Origin of the sequence: Methylobacterium sp. 2A, assembly GCF_009806555.1 — a bacterium.
GTDB lineage: Bacteria > Pseudomonadota > Alphaproteobacteria > Rhizobiales > Beijerinckiaceae > Methylobacterium.
This window is the reverse complement of sequence record NZ_VUOK01000045.1, coordinates 12,725-28,080: the sequence shown is the minus strand read 5'-3', so window position 1 is coordinate 28,080 and position 15,356 is coordinate 12,725. Positions and strand designations below refer to the sequence as shown.

General features: G+C 68.9%; 15 protein-coding genes and 1 pseudogene. 8 read left to right on the top strand and 8 right to left on the bottom strand.

Features of this window, described 5'->3' with window-relative positions:
- The first annotated feature begins 17 nt into the window (after positions 1-17).
- The 7 genes from FVE89_RS20100 to FVE89_RS20070 all read left to right on the top strand — a co-directional run bounded on the left by FVE89_RS20100 (position 18) and on the right by FVE89_RS20070 (position 5,620).
- Positions 18-551: a chemotaxis protein CheW gene (locus FVE89_RS20100; RefSeq protein ID WP_160536086.1), complete on the top strand. Its 534-nt coding sequence runs from the start codon at positions 18-20 to the stop codon at positions 549-551.
- A gap of 10 nt (positions 552-561) precedes the next feature.
- Positions 562-954 (top strand): response regulator, encoded by a 393-nt coding sequence (locus tag FVE89_RS20095; protein WP_160536084.1) that lies wholly within the window; start codon positions 562-564, stop codon positions 952-954.
- 61 nt (positions 955-1,015) lie between these two features.
- The gene (gene cheB, locus FVE89_RS20090; RefSeq protein ID WP_160536082.1) at positions 1,016-2,197 is read left to right on the top strand and encodes a chemotaxis-specific protein-glutamate methyltransferase CheB; all 1,182 of its coding nucleotides are present in this window, start codon (positions 1,016-1,018) and stop codon (positions 2,195-2,197) included.
- On the top strand, positions 2,194-3,060 hold the full coding sequence (locus FVE89_RS20085) for a protein-glutamate O-methyltransferase CheR (protein WP_160536080.1): 867 nt from the start codon (positions 2,194-2,196) through the stop codon (positions 3,058-3,060). Before cheB ends, FVE89_RS20085 begins: the two co-directional genes overlap by 4 nt.
- 242 nt (positions 3,061-3,302) lie before the next feature.
- Positions 3,303-3,911, top strand: coding sequence for a hypothetical protein (locus FVE89_RS20080; RefSeq protein ID WP_160536078.1), 609 nt, complete (start codon positions 3,303-3,305; stop codon positions 3,909-3,911).
- A gap of 133 nt (positions 3,912-4,044) precedes the next feature.
- On the top strand, positions 4,045-5,070 hold the full coding sequence (locus FVE89_RS20075; protein WP_160536077.1) for an asparaginase: 1,026 nt from the start codon (positions 4,045-4,047) through the stop codon (positions 5,068-5,070).
- Positions 5,071-5,086: 16 nt separating this feature from the next.
- Positions 5,087-5,620: an isochorismatase family protein gene (locus FVE89_RS20070; RefSeq protein ID WP_160536076.1), complete on the top strand. Its 534-nt coding sequence runs from the start codon at positions 5,087-5,089 to the stop codon at positions 5,618-5,620.
- A 178-nt stretch (positions 5,621-5,798) separates the two neighbouring features.
- Here the strand turns inward: FVE89_RS20070 and FVE89_RS20065 are convergent, their stop codons facing one another.
- The 7 genes and pseudogenes from FVE89_RS20065 to FVE89_RS20035 all read right to left on the bottom strand — a co-directional run.
- Positions 5,799-6,395: a sigma-70 family RNA polymerase sigma factor gene (locus tag FVE89_RS20065; RefSeq protein WP_202130953.1), complete on the bottom strand. Its 597-nt coding sequence runs from the start codon at positions 6,393-6,395 to the stop codon at positions 5,799-5,801.
- A complete protein-coding gene (locus FVE89_RS20060) occupies positions 6,392-6,634 on the bottom strand; it encodes a NepR family anti-sigma factor (RefSeq protein WP_160536075.1) in 243 nt (80 codons plus the stop codon). The genes FVE89_RS20065 and FVE89_RS20060 overlap by 4 nt, the downstream gene beginning before the upstream one ends.
- Positions 6,635-7,022: 388 nt before the next feature.
- Positions 7,023-7,562: a cytochrome c gene (locus tag FVE89_RS20055; RefSeq protein WP_160536074.1), complete on the bottom strand. Its 540-nt coding sequence runs from the start codon at positions 7,560-7,562 to the stop codon at positions 7,023-7,025.
- Complete coding sequence (gene soxC / locus FVE89_RS20050; protein ID WP_160536073.1) at positions 7,549-8,790, bottom strand: sulfite dehydrogenase; 1,242 nt, start codon at positions 8,788-8,790, stop codon at positions 7,549-7,551. The genes FVE89_RS20055 and soxC overlap by 14 nt, the downstream gene beginning before the upstream one ends.
- Positions 8,791-8,851: 61 nt before the next feature.
- Positions 8,852-9,946: a putative sulfate exporter family transporter gene (locus FVE89_RS20045; RefSeq protein WP_160536072.1), complete on the bottom strand. Its 1,095-nt coding sequence runs from the start codon at positions 9,944-9,946 to the stop codon at positions 8,852-8,854.
- Positions 9,947-10,320: 374 nt separating this feature from the next.
- Positions 10,321-11,262, bottom strand: a complete 942-nt coding sequence (locus tag FVE89_RS20040; protein WP_160536071.1) for a hydroxyacid dehydrogenase — start codon at positions 11,260-11,262, stop codon at positions 10,321-10,323.
- Positions 11,263-11,321: 59 nt separating this feature from the next.
- Positions 11,322-11,606 (bottom strand): annotated as a pseudogene (locus tag FVE89_RS20035) (D-galactarate dehydratase); the annotation flags it as partial.
- Positions 11,607-12,518: 912 nt separating this feature from the next.
- Here FVE89_RS20035 and FVE89_RS20025 point away from each other — a divergent pair.
- A complete protein-coding gene (locus tag FVE89_RS20025) occupies positions 12,519-13,304 on the top strand; it encodes a hypothetical protein (RefSeq protein ID WP_160536070.1) in 786 nt (261 codons plus the stop codon).
- 1,412 nt (positions 13,305-14,716) lie between these two features.
- On the opposite strand, the gene FVE89_RS20020 is transcribed toward FVE89_RS20025, so the two are convergent.
- Positions 14,717-15,271 (bottom strand): recombinase family protein, encoded by a 555-nt coding sequence (locus FVE89_RS20020; RefSeq protein WP_160536069.1) that lies wholly within the window; start codon positions 15,269-15,271, stop codon positions 14,717-14,719.
- Positions 15,272-15,356: the final 85 nt, after the last annotated feature.

Sequence of the window (15,356 nt, the reverse complement as noted above, 5' to 3'; positions counted from 1 at the left end):
TCATCCGGAGAGTTCCGATGCAGGCAGCCAATGCCAACGCCACCGGCGCCCAAGCGAAGGGCGCCACCACCAACGGCGTCGAGACCGGCGCCACCGACGACTTCGTGACGGTCTTCGTCGGCGAGACCCTGTTCGGGCTGGCGATCGAGCGGGTCCACGACGTGTTCGTGCCGTCGGGTGTCACGCCGGTGCCGCTCGCGCCGGCCGAGATCGTCGGCCTGCTGAACCTGCGCGGCCGCGTGGTCACCGCCATGAGCCTGCGTCGCCGCTTGGGCCTGCCCGACGCGCCGGACGAGGCGGACGGCTCGAAGGCCAATCCGAAGATGGCGATCGGCCTCGAACAGGCGGGCGAGACCTTCGCCCTCGTGGTCGACGGCGTCGGCGAGGTGCTGAAGCTCGGCGCCGACAGCCGGGAGGCGGTGCCGATCAACCTCGATCCGCGCTTCCGCAACCTCGCCACCTGCGTCCACCGGCTCGACGGGCGCCTCCTGGTGATCCTCGACGTGGACGCGCTCCTCGGCTTCACGCCCGCCGGCGCCAAGGCGGCTTGAGGAGAAGGCCATGAAGGCGCCGCACGAGACCAACTGCCTGGTCGTGGACGATTCCGCGGTGATCCGGAAGGTCGCCCGCCGGATCATCGAGGATCTCGGCATGAACGTCAGCGAGGCCGAGGACGGCAACGCCGCCCTCGAAGCCTGCGCGGCGAACATGCCGGACGCGATCCTGCTCGACTGGAACATGCCGAATATGGACGGCTACGCCTTCCTCCAGGCCCTGCGCCGGAGCGAGGGCGGCGAGGTGCCGAAGGTCCTGTTCTGCACCACCGAGAACGATATCGGCGCGATCGCCCGCGCCCTGCGGGCGGGGGCGGACGAGTACATCATGAAGCCGTTCGACCGCGACATCCTGACGGCCAAGCTCGAGCAGGTCGGGCTCGTCGCCGACGCGGCCTGACTTTTTCGCGCCGCGCGCACCCCTTTCCTGCTTCTGCGACCCCGTACCCGAGGCACGCATCATGGCCCTGAGCCCCGCGGTCGCACCGCCACGCAGCCCGTCTACCCAGAGTACCTCCGGGGCCGCCGCCGCGATCCGGGTTCTGGTGGCCGATGATTCCGCCGTGGTTCGCGGCCTCGTGGCCCGCTGGATCGGCGAGGCCGGGTTCACGCTCGTCGGCACGGCGTCCAACGGGCGCATCGCCGTCGAGATGATCGCCAAGCACGACCCGGACGTGGTCCTGCTCGATATCGAGATGCCGGAACTCGACGGCACCACCGCGCTACCGCGCATGCTCGCCATGAGCCCGAGCGTGCAGGTCGTCATGATGTCGACGCTGACCACCCGCAACGCCGACATCTCGCTGAAATGCCTCGCCCTCGGGGCGGTGGATTACATCGCCAAGCCCGAGAGCAGCCGCGGCGTCACCACCTCGGAAATGTTCCGGGCGGAATTGATCGAGCGTGTGCGCGTGTTCGGCGCGGCCCGGGCGCGGACCCGGCGCCCGGCCTCCGCCCCCGTGCCGACGGCCCAGCCGGTGCCCGCCGTGGCCGCACCGGCGGCCCCGCGCCCGGCGACGCCCTTCACCCTGCGGCCGAAGGTCCGGAGCCGCACCACGCCCCGCGCCCTGCTGATCGGCTCCTCCACGGGCGGCCCGCGGGCAGTGGGCGAGATGCTGGAGGGGATCGGCGCGGCGGCGCTCCGCCGGCTCCCGGTGCTGATCGTCCAGCACATGCCGCCGATCTTCACCGCGGTGTTCGCCGAGCACCTCACCACCCGGACCGGGATCAAGGCCGCCGAGGGCAAGCCCGACGAGCGGATCGAGGCCGGCCGCATCTACGTGGCCCCGGGCGGCCGCCACATGGGCCTCGCCGCGGGCCCGAACGGGCCCATCATCAAGCTCACCGACGGGCCGCCGGTGAATTTCTGCCGGCCCGCGGTCGACGTGCTGTTCAAGGATGCGGCGGTCGTGTTCGGGGCCGCCACCGCCACCGTGATCCTCACCGGCATGGGCTCGGACGGCACCAACGGCGCCCGGGCGCTCACGGACGCGGGCGGTCCGGTGCTCGCCCAGGACGAGGCCACCAGCACGGTCTGGGGGATGCCGGGCAGCGTCGCCCGGGCCGGCTTGGCCGAGGCGGTGCTGCCCCTGTCCGAACTCGCGACGGCGCTGCGCGCCATGATCACGGGTCAGCCGGCATGACCGAGCTCGAATTCGAATTCCTGCGCGGCTTCCTCAAGCAGCGCTCCGGCCTCGCGCTGACCGCCGAGAAGCGCTACCTCGTGGAGAGCCGGCTGACCCCGATCTGCCGCCGCTACGGGCTCGGGAGCCTCGCCGAGCTGATCGGCGCGCTCAAGCTCGGCCGGAACGGCGCGATGGAGCGGGACGTGGTCGAGGCGATGACCACGAACGAGACCTTCTTCTTCCGCGACCGGATCCCGTTCGACCTGTTCCGCGACACGCTGCTGCCGGAGGCGCTGATGCGCAACGCCAGCCGGCGCCGGCTTCGGATCTGGTGCGCGGCCTCCTCCACGGGTCAGGAGCCGTACTCGCTCGCCATGCTGCTGCAGGAAGCGGCGCCCCGGATGCCCGGCTGGCAGGTCGAGATCGTGGCGACCGACATCTCGACCGAGGTGATCGAGAAGGCCAAGGCCGGGCTCTACAGCCATTTCGAGGTCCAGCGCGGCCTGCCGGTGCAGTGGCTGATCAAGTACTTCACCCAGGTCGGCGAGCAGTGGCAGATCGCCCAGAGCCTGCGCAACATGGTGGATTACCGCCAGCTCAACCTGCTGCACAGCTTCACGGCGCTCGGCCAGTTCGACATCATCTACTGCCGCAACGTGCTGATCTATTTCGATGCGCCGACGAAGTCGGACGTGCTGGCCCGGCTCGCCGCCCAGCTCGCGCCGGAGGGTGCGCTGCTCCTGGGCGCGGCCGAGACGGTGATCGGGCTGACCGATCGGCTCATGCCCCATCCGAAGCATCGCGGCCTCTACACGCATGCCGGGCCGGCGGCGCGTCCGGGCGAGCCGGCGATGCCGCTGCGGGTCGCGGCCAGCGTCTGATCCCCTCCCGGGCGAGCCGTCGATCGGAGGCGCCGTCGCGCGGCCTCCGGTTTGGCCCCGCGACGCTCCGACGGCAGGTGCGCGAAGACGCGCGGAGGCGCCCGCTCTCCCGCCGTCCGGAATTCGGTTCGGCGCCTCGCATTGCGACGGCCCGGGAAACGCGGCCTTAAGAACCGCGTGGGTAATTTGCACACGGACCCGCCGCCGGGCGTTTCCGGCAGTCCCGTGCCCCGAGCGTTTCCATGAGTAGCATCAGTTCCACCACGGCGTCGCAGCTCTACGCGCCGCGATGGTCGACCCAGGACAGTCCGCAGACGCGGATGGCCGACACGATCAGCAGCGAGCTGTCGGCCGGCACCCTCAGCAGCACCGACGCCACCGCCCTGACGAGCGCCCTGTCGTCGATCGATTCGAGCCTGTCGGCGGACCGCACGGGCGCGAGCGGCGGCACCCAGGCCAAGCTCGACCCGTCCTCCATGAAGGACCGGGTCGACAGCCTGATCGCCGATCAGGTGAGCAGCGGCAGCCTGACCAGCGACCAGGCCACCGAACTGAAGACCCTGTTCGCCAGCCACGGCCAGAGCACCCAGGCCGCCGACGCGGAGGACGGCGTCTCCGGCGCCGGCGGCCCGCCCCCGGGCCCCCCGCCCGGCCCGCCGCCGTCTGATGCCGCCTCCGACAGCAGCACGTCCGGTTCGTCGAGCAGCGCCGATACGGCGTCGGCGAGCGACCTGCTGGCCAGCTTCCTCCAGCAGCTCCAGAGCAGCCAGTCCTCAAGCGCCGGCTACGGGGCGAGCGGCACCAGCACCGGCACCAACATCTCGGCGCTGCTGGTCGACTTCCGGAGCTGACACGATCGCGTCCGGGCGATGCGCCCATCGTCCGGCGCATCGCCCGCCTGCGCCCGGCGGGGTCGACCCGGGCCCCTCGCCGCGGCATCGTCCGCCTGCATTCGCTGGGCCGGAAACGGCCGGGAGACTCGGCATGGCGGCAGAGACGGCGGGACACGGGCCCGGTTTACCCAAGGTGGCGTTCATCGGGACGGGCGGGACGATCGCATCCCTCGGCTGCGACACCCTCGACATCCTCGACTACGGCGCCACCGACCGGCGCCTCGACGCCACCGGCCTCCTGGAGGCGGTCCCGGAACTGGCGGGCGTGGCCGCAATGGTGCCGGTCCCGTTCCGGGCGGTGCCGAGCCCGGCGATCGGCTTTGCCGAGTGGCGCGACCTCGTCGGCCTGTGTGCGCGACTCGCGGTGGAGCATCCGGACCTCGCCGGCATCGTCATCGGACACGGCACCGCCACCCTGGAGGAGACCGCCTACGCGCTGAACCTCACCCTGACGGTGGATCTGCCGGTGGTGCTGGTCGGCTCGCAGCGACCCCTGAGCGCGCTGTCCACCGACGCCAAGCTCAACCTCGTGGCGGCGGTGCGCACCGCGGCGGCGCCCGAATCCCGCGGGCGCGGCGTCCTCGTGGTGCTCAACGACGAGATCCAGGCGGCCCGCGAGGTGACCAAGACCTCGGTGGCCCGGCTCCAGACGTTCCGGACACCGGATTTCGGGGTGCTCGGCCATGTCGACGGCGCTCATGTCCGGTACTACCGCCGCTCCGAGCGGGCTCACGCGCCGGGCACACCCTTCGACATCCAGGACCTGTCCGCGCTGCCGCGGGTCGACATCGCCTACGGCTACGCCGATGCCGACGGCACCGCCGTGCGGGCGTTCCAGGCCGCGGGGGCGCGGGGCCTGGTCTCGGCGGGGCTCGCCCCCGGCATGGTCCCGCCCGGCGAGGCCGAGGCCCTGGAGGCGGCGGCCGCCGCCGGGATCGTGGTGGTGATGTCGACCCGGGCCGGGAGCGGCGTGGTCCCGCTCACCACCCGCCTGCGCGACCGCGGCATCCTCAGCGCCGACAACCTGACCCCGCAGAAGGCCCGGATCCTCCTCGCCCTGGCGCTGACCGTCACGGCGGAGCCGGAGGCGGTGGCGCGCCTGTTCGCGACCTATTGAGGCTGTGCCGCGTCCGATGCCGCTGATCGACCCCGCCCGCTCGCTGCTCCTCGTCATCGACGTTCAGGTCCGGCTGATGCCGGCCATCGCCGGGGGCGCCGACGTGATCGCCAACACGGGCCGCCTCACCACGGCCGCGCGGCTCCTCGACGTACCGGTGCTGGTCACCGAGCAGAATGCCGGCGGCCTCGGGCCGACCGTGCCGGAGCTTGCCCCCGAGCCCGGGGCGGCCTTTCCGAAGATGAGTTTCGGCGCCACGCGGGCGCCGGGCTTCCTCGACCGCCTGCCGGACGGGCGCGACTGCGTGGTGGCCGGCTGCGAGGCGCATATCTGCGTGCTGCAGACGGTGCTCGGACTGCTGGAAGCGGGGCGGCGCGTCACCGTGGTCGCCGACGCGGTGGGCTCCCGGAAGATCGAGAACCGGGATGCGGGACTCGCCCGGATGGCGGCCCACGGCGCCGAGATCGTCACCACCGAGATGGTGGTGTTCGAATGGCTCGGCACGGCCCGGCACCCGCGCTTCCGCGAGGTCGTCCGGCTGATCAAGTGAGGCTTCGTTCCGAACGGGGATTCCAAAGGGCTCAGCCCTTTGGTGGGGTGTCGGGGTGAAACCCCGACGAACGGCTCTCCCCCCCCCCGCAGGGGGTGGAAGAGCCGTGTCGCAGGGCTCTGCCCTGCACCCGCGAAAGGTCTCGACCTTTCGAAACCAGGACCGGACCGAGCCTTGATCAGCCGCCGTCGAGGGCCGCCCGGGTCTGCGCGTCGGGGCCGATATCGTCGGTCCCCTCCATGCCCAGCACCTCGATCAGCCGGACGCGCGCGCGGCTGACCCGGCTCTTGATCGTGCCGACCGCGACGCCGCAGATCGCCGCCGCCTCCTCGTAGGTGAAGCTCTGGGCGCCGACCAGGACCAGCGCCTCACGCTGGGCGGCCGGGAGCTGGTTCAGGGCGCTCTGGAACTGCGCCATCTCCATCCGGACCTCCTGCTCGGGCAGGCTGGTCAGCTTCCCGGCATGGACCCCGTCGGCGTCCTCGACCTCGCGCTTGCGCTTGCGCTGCTCCGAGTAGAACAGGTTGCGCAGGATCGTGAACAGCCACGCGGTCAGGTTGGTCCCCCGGCGGAAGCTCGCGGCGTTGATCCAGGCCCGGACCAGGGTGTCCTGCACGAGGTCGTCCGATCGGTCGAGATCGTAGGTCAGCGAGAACGCGAAGGCCCGCAGCGCCGGGATCGCCCCCAGCAGGAGATCGCGCATCTCGGGATCGGTGCCCGCCGGAGCCGGTCCGGATCCGCTCCCCGCGGGGGCGGCTTGGAGCATCAGGGTCATGGCTGGGCCTCCGTGTCGGCGAGGGCGTCGAGGAGCGTCAGGAGCCGGTCCGGGACCGGGAGGGCCAGGACGTCCGCGTCGTGCAGGCGCAGGCCGCGCCCGATCCGCTCCCGGACCGCCGCATCGATCACGCGACGTGGCGCGCGGGGCCGCCGTGCCGCCGGGAACGGGACGACCGTGTCGGCCGCATCCGCCTGCGAGATGCGGGCGACCGCCCGCTCGTCCGTGCTCCCCGTCATGGTTGCGCCTCGTGCCGAGCGCGATGCCCCGCGGGGTCTTGCGATCCGCCGCCCCGATCCGATGCCCGGCCGTGGCTGAGATGCGCCTCATCGCCATCCGGCGGCGCTGTTAGGCCTTACGGATTTAATCGGTTCTGAATTGGGCATTCAGCCAATTTTAATCTTGAAATGGCCCAGCTTGTCTCTGTTTTTTCAAAATATGTCTTCGGTTACAATCCAGAAATACTTATCTATAGCTTGGCCGTGGCAAATATCAGTCGCGCCACCTGAACGGCGGATGAGCGGGGCGAACGATCCCGATTTCACGCCTCTCCCGACCTCGCAGAGGGGAGGGCGCGCGCGTGGTTTGCCGCCCAGCTCTTCCGGCGATCCGGAGCGCCGCCAACCGTCAGCGGACATCCGGCCGGGGATCCGGGACGAAACCGTCGCGGTTCGGCATCCGCACCGCCGCCAGGGCATGAGCGTCGAGCACGGCCTCGTCCGGCACGAGTCCGTTCAGGTTCAGGATGTAGGCCGAGACCGCGTAGACCTCGTCGGCGCTGAGCGATTCCGGGGCGTTCATCGGCATGGCCCGGCGGATGTAGTCGAACAGGGTCGGCGCGTAGGGCCAGAAGCTGCCGACCGTCTTGAGCGGCTTGGCCGAGGCCAGGCTGCCCTGGCCGCCGACCAGCGGATCGCCGACTCCACCCTCGCCGCGGGCGCCGTGGCAGGACGCGCATTGCGCCTCGAACACCGCGCGGCCCTGGGCGACGCTGCCGCTGCCCGGGGGCAGCTTCCGGCCCTCGCGGTCGATGTCGATGTTCCAGGCGGCGATCTCGGCCTCGGTCGCCGTCCGGCCGATGCCGTAGCGCTCCGCGGCGCGCGCCGCGCCGGCGAGGCCGAGCAGGACGAGGGCGGCCGCGAGTGCGCGGGCGTCACGCGTAGCCATTGCTCACCTCGCCGCTCTCCGCGATGCGCCAGGGCACGGTCGCGTTGTTGTGGTAGAAGGACTTGAGCCCGCGCACGGCGGTCAGATCCGAAAAGCTCGGCTGCACGTAGCCGGTCTCGTCGATCGCCCGGCTCATGAGGGTGGTCGGCTGGCCGTCCCAGGTCCAGGGCAGGCGGAAACGCGTCAGCGCCCGGGTCAGGACCGGCTCCTGCAGGGCGGCGTCCTGCCAGGTCTTCCCCCCGTCGGTCGTGACCTGAACGCCCCGGATCTTGCCGCGCCCGCTCCAGGCGATGCCGGTGATCTCGTGGAAGCCTTGGGCGATCCGCTGGGTGCCGGAGGGCCGCGTGATGATCGACTTCGCCTCCATCACGAAGGTGAATTGCCGGGCCGTGCCGTCCGGCATCAGGTCGGTGTACTTCGACGTCTCCTCGCGGGAATAGGCCGGCTCCGCCGTCACGTTGAGGCGGCGCAGCCACTTCACGTTCATGTTGCCCTCGAAGCCGGGCAGGATCACCCGCAGCGGGTAGCCCTGCTGCGGGCGCAGCCGCTCGCCGTTCTGGCTGTAGACCAGCAGCGCGTCATCCAGGCATTTCGCGATCGGGATGCTGCGGGTGAGGGCGGCGGCATCGGCGCCCTCGGCCACGACCCATCGCGCCTCCGGCTTGAGCCCGGCTTCGCGCAGAACCGTCGCGAGGCGCACGCCGGTCCACTCGGCGCAGCTGACGAGGCCGACGAGGTCCGAGGCCGTCCTGCCCTTGATCGCCTCGAAGCCCGGATTCCCTGAGCATTCGAGGAAGTAGATGTGCGATTCCGACGGGAAGCGGCGGATGTCGTCCATCGTCAGGATCAGCGGCGTCTCGACGAGCCCGTGGATCATCAGCCGGTGCCGGGCGGGGTCGATGTCCGGGATGCCGCCGTGGTGGCGCTCGTAGAACAGGCCGTTCGGCGTCAGGATGCCGTCGAGATCCTGGAGCGGCGTGCGGCTCGACGCGGAGGTGTACTGCTTGAGGCCCTTGGGCACGTTGCGGATCACGTCCGCCTCGAAGCGCGAGGGCGTGCCGTAGGTCTGGCTGCCGACATCGGCGCCGGGCGCCTTCATCCACGCCGGGATGGCGGGGGGCGCCGCCTCCTCCGCCCGGGCGCGTCCGCCCACCAGGGCCGCCGCCGCGGCTGCGCCCTGGACGAGGAAGCGCCGCCGGGCCGGCGGATCGTCGGGATCGCGCGTCATCGCTCTTCGCTCCAGTCAGTCGGGCTCCCCGGGGGAGGATACCGGGTCGGCCAGCCGGCGCCTACCGGATCGCGAGCCCGGAGATGAGGCAGAGGCTCACCGCGACGAGGACGGCGAGCGAGGCGGTGACCGCCAGGGTGACGCGGCCGCCGACCCGGGCCAGCACGCGCACATCGACGCCGAGGCCGAGCGCCGCCATGGACAGGATCGTCAGCACGCCCGCGAGCCGGGTCAGCGGCGTCACGGCGGCGTCCGGCACGAGGCCCAGCGAGCGCAGGGTGGCGAGCGCCAGGAAGCCGAGGATGAACCACGGCACCAGCTTGGTCAGCCCCGGCCGGGCCGGCGCGGGGCGGGCCGCGCCCGGGTCCGCCTGCGGCAGCCGGGGGGCGATCAGCGAGAACGCCACCACCACGGGGCCGAGCATCAGCACGCGCACGAGCTTCACCAGGGTGCCGACCTGGGTCGAGAGCAGGCTCACCGGCACGGTGGCGGCCAGCACCTGCGGCACGGCGTAGACGGTGAGGCCGGCCAGCACGCCGTACTGGTTGTCGCTCAGGCCCGCGAGCGGCACGAACAGCGGCAGGCCGAGCACCATCAGCACGCCGAGCACGGCCGTGAACGCGATGGCGGCGGCGATGTCCTTCGGCTCGGCGCCGATGACGGGGGCCACGGCCGCGATGGCCGAATTGCCGCAGATGGCGTTGCCGCACGCCACCAGGATCGCCATCCGGGCCGGCAGGCCGAGCGCCCGGCAGATCGCGATGCTCGCCGCGATGCCGATCACCACGGTGCCGACGATGCCGGCGAGCAGCGCCGGGCCGGAGGCGAGGATCGCCCCGAGGCTCAGCGAGGCGCCGAGCAGCACCACGGCGACTTCGAGGAGCTGCTTGGCCGAGAAGGCGATGCCGGTGCGGAAGCGCGCATCCGGCGTCCAGGCGGTGCGCACCGCGATGCCGATCAGGATCGCGAGCACCAGGGCCTCGACATAGGGATGGCCGGTGGCGCGCTCCTCCAGGGCCTGGGCGGCCATCGCCACGGCGGTGATCGCCGCGCACAGGCCGATGCCGGGCAGGAGCGCGGTGCCGAGGCCGGTCCTGGCCGCCGGCTGCGATGCGGCCGCGCCGGAGGGGGTTTTCGAGGAGGCGTCAGCGCTCATGACGGTCGCTTCCGGAAGCCGACGCCCCGGGGCGTCCCGCACCTGTCTGCCCTTCGCCTGACCATTCCATCGCGTGACGACGCCGAGCCCCACCTGCGGGCAGAGCGTCGAAGGTTGTATCCAGCACCGCTCCCTCTACCCGCTTACGTCGGCCCGCCGAACGGGGCAATACGCATGACAGGGCCCGGATCTCGGCCAAGCGCGCGTCGCCCGCGCCCTTGCCGGCCTGTCCCTGCGCCCGGCAGGGCGCAGGGACAGGCCGTCCGGCTCCGCGCCGACCAGCGCCCGGGCGACGCGCCTCGCCGCGACCGCGGCGGGTGAGGGCCCGTGCGGCCAGGTCCCCGGCCTCCGGCAGGGTCGGGGCCGGCATCGCCTCAGCCTCCCGACAGGTGGCGGCGCACGGCCCGGGCCGTGACGGAGGAGACGCGCACGTTCGATTCCCGGGTCACCCCGGCGATGTGCGGCGTCAGGATCAGGTTCGGCACATCCGCGAAGACGGCACCGGCCTGCGCGTCGAGGGGCTCGCGGTCGAACACGTCGAGGGCTGCGCCGCCGAGATGGCCGGTGCGCAGGGCGGACGCCACCGCGGCCTCGTCCACGATCCCGCCCCTCGCGGCGTTGATCAGGATCGCGCCCTTCGGCATCCGGGCGAGGGCGGCGGCATCGATCAGGTTGCGGGTCTGGCCGGTGAGCGGGACGTGCAGGGAGAGCACGTCGCTCCCGGCGATCAGCGCGTCGCGCTCGAGGCTGCGGACCGGGCCGTGATCCGGCATCCAGGCGGGGTCGTCGGGGGCGACGAACGGATCGTGGGCGGCGATCTCCATGCCCAGAGCCGCGGCCCGGCGGGCGGTCTCGCGGGCGATCGACCCGAACCCGAGGAGGCCGAGACGCTTGCCGCCGATCTCGCGGCCCATCAGGGCGTTGCGCGGCCACGTGCCGGCGGCGACGCGCGCCGTCGCCCCGTAGGCGCCGCGCAGCAGCAGCAGCGCGGTGGCCAGGACGTACTCGGCCACGGCGCCGTCATTGGCGCCGGTCGCCGGGTAGACCGCGATGCCACGATCCCGGCAGGCCGCCACGTCGATGTTGTCGAGCCCGACCCCGAGGCGGCCCACCACCTTCAGAGTCCGGGCGGCGTCCAGCAGGGGGCCGCGCACCTGGGTCCGGTTGCGCACGATCAGGGCGTCGGCCCCGGCCAGCGCCGCCGCCAGTCCGTCCGGCCGGTCGACGAGGCCGGGATCGTACAGGGTGTCGAAGCCGGCAAGCTCCTCGGCGATCGCCGCCTCGTCCATGAATTCGCTGATGACGACCCTGGGCATGGTCTCTCCTCGTTTCTCCTTTGGTCCGGCGCCTGTCGCATGGGCGCCGGACCGACGCGTCAGGCGTTACGGTACAGCTTCGTCGTCACGAATTCCCGGTTGTCGAGGGATTCGGCCGCTGGCGGTACGTGCCACCATGGCGATCAGCGCGTCGCGCGCCTGCGGGATCGTCATCGCGCGGCCGAGCACATCCGAGACGTCGGCGTCGATCGGTTCGCCCAGGGTGCGCACGGCGCCGGGGCCGGTGATCTCGATCACCGGGCCGATCGGGTTGCCCTGACCGGTCGGGAAGGTATGGACTATGAGCCCGCCGCCATCTGGGTCACGCACGCGGCCGCCATCGAGCACGGCTCTCAGCCTTCGTCGCAACGCGCTCTCTTGCGCCGAACGGGATTCCACTTCGGCGGAGAGCGCTCCAAGGCCTCGCGATCGAGAGCGCGCTCCTGGGTCGCGCATCCGCAGCGCCGGGAACGTCTTGGTGCCGGTGGAGAGAGCCAAACGGCTTTGTAGGGTGTCCTAACGTGTTGAGTTATAACGGTTCGCCTCAATGCTCAAGAGGCCTTGGTACACCAAAAGTTACACCTGAAAGCCTAGCCCTATTGTACCCCCAAGGCGTGTCGGTCGCCACGGATGTCAGGTTCCTGGAAGATGCTTGGGCTGCTTGGCGCTTGCCATAGTAGCTTGAGTGATCTGCATTTGAGCCTCTGCGGCATGGGCGCCTTGTTCCGGCGTGTCGCTTCGCGGTACTCGCTCAGGTGATTCGGCCGACTGGCCTGAGACACAGGGGCGCGCTTTGAAGACGGTTCACACCATCGGTTACGAGGGGACCCGCCTTGAGGCTTTCATTCAGACACTCTTGATGAATGACATTGACCACCTCATCGATGTTCGCGACAGGCCCATCTCCAGGAAGCCGGGGTTCTCAAAGAATGGCCTTCGAGCCGCGCTGGCTGAGGCAGGAATCGCCTACACCCATCTGCAATCACTAGGTGACCCAAAGCCGGGACGTGATGCCATGCGCCAGGGCCGATACCAGGACTTCCTTCGCATTTACACGGAGCACCTAGAAAGCGGCTCTGCGCAACTTGGCCTCAGTGAGGCTGTCGAGATTGCTGGGCGCTCAAACTCGGCCCTGATGTGTTTCGAGAAGGACCATAAGACCTGCCACCGAACCCTTGTGGCTGACCGTATGGCAACGCTAGAACCGTTCGCCGCAATCCACCTTCAGGTTGCGATGCCGGTCCAGGGTAGTGCCGATGCCTCAGCAGCAGGAGTTAGCGCGGGCGGGTGAGTCGCAGGCTGTCGTACTTGTTAAAGCTCTCCCTCAAGCCGGGGGCACCCATGGTGAAACAGTCTGTGTCGCGGCCATCACTGAGTACGGTCAGTGGCTGAGGCTCTACCCGGTTACGTTCCGGCAGCTTGAACAGGCCAGACAGTTCGGTCGGTGGGACCGCATTCGGTTCAAGTGGCGCCTGCCTGATAGAGCCAAGGATCGGCGCATTGAGTCTAGAAGCGTCGACCCCCTGAGCATCGAGATAACAGGCAAGCTCAAGGACCGAGAGAAGGAAGGCTTCCTGGGAAACGCCATCGTTTCGAGCACTAAGAGGGAGTACGAGGAGGGCCGCAGTCTCGCCCTCATACGTCCAGAGAACCCGGTGTTTTTCTGGAAACGCCGCTCCCAGGATGACCTTGAAAAGGTGCGACAAGACTATCAGCGCCTTCAGTCCACCTCAGACCTATTCGGTGGTCAGCAGGTTGTCCCCCGAGAGCCCGCGCCATACGATTTCTACTACAGATACAGGGATGATGACGGTGAACATGAGCCACGCTGTCACGATTGGGAAATAGAAGCAACGTTCCTCAAGCGTAGGCGTGAACTTGGGGAGCAAGGCGCCCTCGACTGGATGATGTCCAAGTTCGGTCAGGAATACCCAACCAAAGGCATGGTTTTGGCTATGGGCACCCACTCTCAGCGCAACTGGCAATGGATGATTATAGGTGTGGTGCGCCTTGATCCCATCAGGCAAGCTGCTCTGTTCTAAAGTCTGGAATAGCGGCTACGCCCACCATCTCAACAAGGTGCTCAGGACGGCCCCGGAGTTCCATTGGGGGTGTCTGGCTCACATAGCGCCCCGGTCTCGCGAGAAGGCTCAGGGCGGGTCCTAGGTTTCCCCCGGCTCCCGGAGTCCCAGGGGTGTCGGCGTTTGGTGGTGCCCCCGTTTCGCTGGGAGGCTCATCCGGCCGCTCAGATTTGGGTAGCCTATCGGATCAATGTTTTAGCTCAGGATTGGCCCCTCAGCGGCCCTGGAGCATCATTCCGACCCTATAGGCGAGCGTGTACCCCTTGGGGGTCAGGTCATAGGCAATCTGCCTACGGCTCTCCGGGTGCGGGTGAGACGCCACAAGGTGTAGTGGGGCCGTCCGAGTCCTGGCTGACTCCCCAATTTCCATCAGGGTCCGTGAGGCAACCGGCTGGATCGTCCCTATCATCGCGGCGTAGTCCGTAGGCCCCTGGCCTGGCCTCAGAGCCACAGCCAAGAAGGCATCGATGTAGGAGGCCGGTAGGTTCGGCTCCAGGTTCCTGAAGGCTCCTATCGCGTCCTTGAGGCGTCCCAGGGACTTCAATGGCAGCCCGTCGTTTCCGATAATCTCGCCACCCATATGGTCTCCTGTGGGATCTGAATTGGCTTGTATCAGTCGCAAGAAAAGGCCCCGGAGGGCCTAAGTCTCTCAAGAATCACATGTGGACTTCAACGTCCTCAAGATGTTCCATTACCGCTTCGCCATCATCATCGGGCGTTGTGTGAAGGAAATGTCCGTCCCATTTGCCCGCAGGGGCACTCAGAAGCTTCTCTAAGCCTAGCGATGTCAGTGGGGCAAAGGCGCAGAGGTCTTTGCGCTCTCCCGGATGACGATTGCAGCCGGGCGCGTAGTAAGCCACATCATAGTGAAGTGTATGAAACAAAGCCCGTCCCCCCACCGCTATCTGTGTTCCTGCGGCTACGCTTCGGTCTGTCTCACGGAATGCCTCATTTTGCAAGTCGTATTTTGCCGCGTGATTGCTAAACAACATGCGAGCCGCCATCGGATACCAATTGGCATGTGGGGTTCGAGGACTGATAGTCCTATGACCCCGCCCGGCTCCACAGCGAACACTGCACGGTAAGGACGAACAACAACGACAGGCTTTACCGGGAATTTGAAAGTGGGGGCCTGGGGGCGCTTTCAGAACTAGAAGCGGAAAAGGGACCCTACTGAAGGGGACCCAAGGTCCACCCCCCGATCCCCCGATCCCCCTTGCCCAAGCTCTCAGCCTCCCCGGGCTCTCAGCCTCACCAGCGGACAGGAGTGACCAGCGATGACCACGGGCGCTGCAAAAGGACCGATGGCTTCAGGCAATCCGGGGCTGACATCGGGGACATTAGGCCCATGCCCGAGAGTTCGGGGTTGGACCTCAGGCTTCCTTGGCGGTGAGCACGCGATGGACTGAGGCCTTGCCGATGCCGAGCCTGGTGGCGATTACACCCATGCTGAGACCCTGAGCCGCCATGGCCTTGATGTCTTCGGCCTTGGCCCGTGCGGTGGGCTTACGGCCCTTGTAGGCTCCCTCAGCCTTGGCCTTGGCGATACCTTCTCTCTGACGCTCCAGCATCATCTCACGCTCAAACTGAGCCACGCCACCCAGGACGTTGAGCATCAGCTTCCCGGTGGGGGTCGAGGTGTCCACTCCCAGGTTGACGATGCGGAGAGCCGCGCCCTTGGCCTCTAGCTTTGCGATAATGTCTCCCATGTGGGTCACTGAGCGTGCGAGCCTGTCGAGCTTCGTCACAACAAGGGTGTCCCCAGCCCTCACGAAGTCCAGAGCAGCCTCAAGCTCCTTACGCTGGCCCACAGAGGACACTCGCTCCGAATGGATGCGCTCGCACCCGAGTGCCTTCAAGTCTCTCACCTGGGCATCAAGGCCAGCTTCCTGTTCCAAGGTGGAGGTACGGGCGTAGCCAATGAGCATCGGGAGGGCTCCGGGATCAGGATCGTTCCGTTGAAATCCTGGACATAGTGAGCGGAGCCGTTCCGTTTGTCAAACCCATTCTTGT

Excerpts from the sequence above, each read along its gene's own strand:
- FVE89_RS20100 (WP_160536086.1), top strand. The coding sequence starts at position 18 with ATGCAGGCAGCCAATGCCAACGCCACCGGCGCCCAAGCGAAGGGCGCC.
- FVE89_RS20095 (WP_160536084.1), top strand. The coding sequence starts at position 562 with ATGAAGGCGCCGCACGAGACCAACTGCCTGGTCGTGGACGATTCCGCG.
- FVE89_RS20075 (WP_160536077.1), top strand. The coding sequence starts at position 4,045 with ATGGCGGCAGAGACGGCGGGACACGGGCCCGGTTTACCCAAGGTGGCG.
- FVE89_RS20025 (WP_160536070.1), top strand. The coding sequence starts at position 12,519 with ATGCCTCAGCAGCAGGAGTTAGCGCGGGCGGGTGAGTCGCAGGCTGTC.
- FVE89_RS20070 (WP_160536076.1), top strand. The coding sequence starts at position 5,087 with ATGCCGCTGATCGACCCCGCCCGCTCGCTGCTCCTCGTCATCGACGTT.
- FVE89_RS20020 (WP_160536069.1), bottom strand. The coding sequence starts at position 15,271 with ATGCTCATTGGCTACGCCCGTACCTCCACCTTGGAACAGGAAGCTGGC.
- FVE89_RS20065 (WP_202130953.1), bottom strand. The coding sequence starts at position 6,395 with ATGACCCTGATGCTCCAAGCCGCCCCCGCGGGGAGCGGATCCGGACCG.
- FVE89_RS20045 (WP_160536072.1), bottom strand. The coding sequence starts at position 9,946 with ATGAGCGCTGACGCCTCCTCGAAAACCCCCTCCGGCGCGGCCGCATCG.
- soxC (WP_160536073.1), bottom strand. The coding sequence starts at position 8,790 with ATGACGCGCGATCCCGACGATCCGCCGGCCCGGCGGCGCTTCCTCGTC.
- FVE89_RS20080 (WP_160536078.1), top strand. The coding sequence starts at position 3,303 with ATGAGTAGCATCAGTTCCACCACGGCGTCGCAGCTCTACGCGCCGCGA.
- FVE89_RS20060 (WP_160536075.1), bottom strand. The coding sequence starts at position 6,634 with ATGACGGGGAGCACGGACGAGCGGGCGGTCGCCCGCATCTCGCAGGCG.
- FVE89_RS20085 (WP_160536080.1), top strand. The coding sequence starts at position 2,194 with ATGACCGAGCTCGAATTCGAATTCCTGCGCGGCTTCCTCAAGCAGCGC.
- FVE89_RS20055 (WP_160536074.1), bottom strand. The coding sequence starts at position 7,562 with ATGGCTACGCGTGACGCCCGCGCACTCGCGGCCGCCCTCGTCCTGCTC.
- FVE89_RS20040 (WP_160536071.1), bottom strand. The coding sequence starts at position 11,262 with ATGCCCAGGGTCGTCATCAGCGAATTCATGGACGAGGCGGCGATCGCC.
- cheB (WP_160536082.1), top strand. The coding sequence starts at position 1,016 with ATGGCCCTGAGCCCCGCGGTCGCACCGCCACGCAGCCCGTCTACCCAG.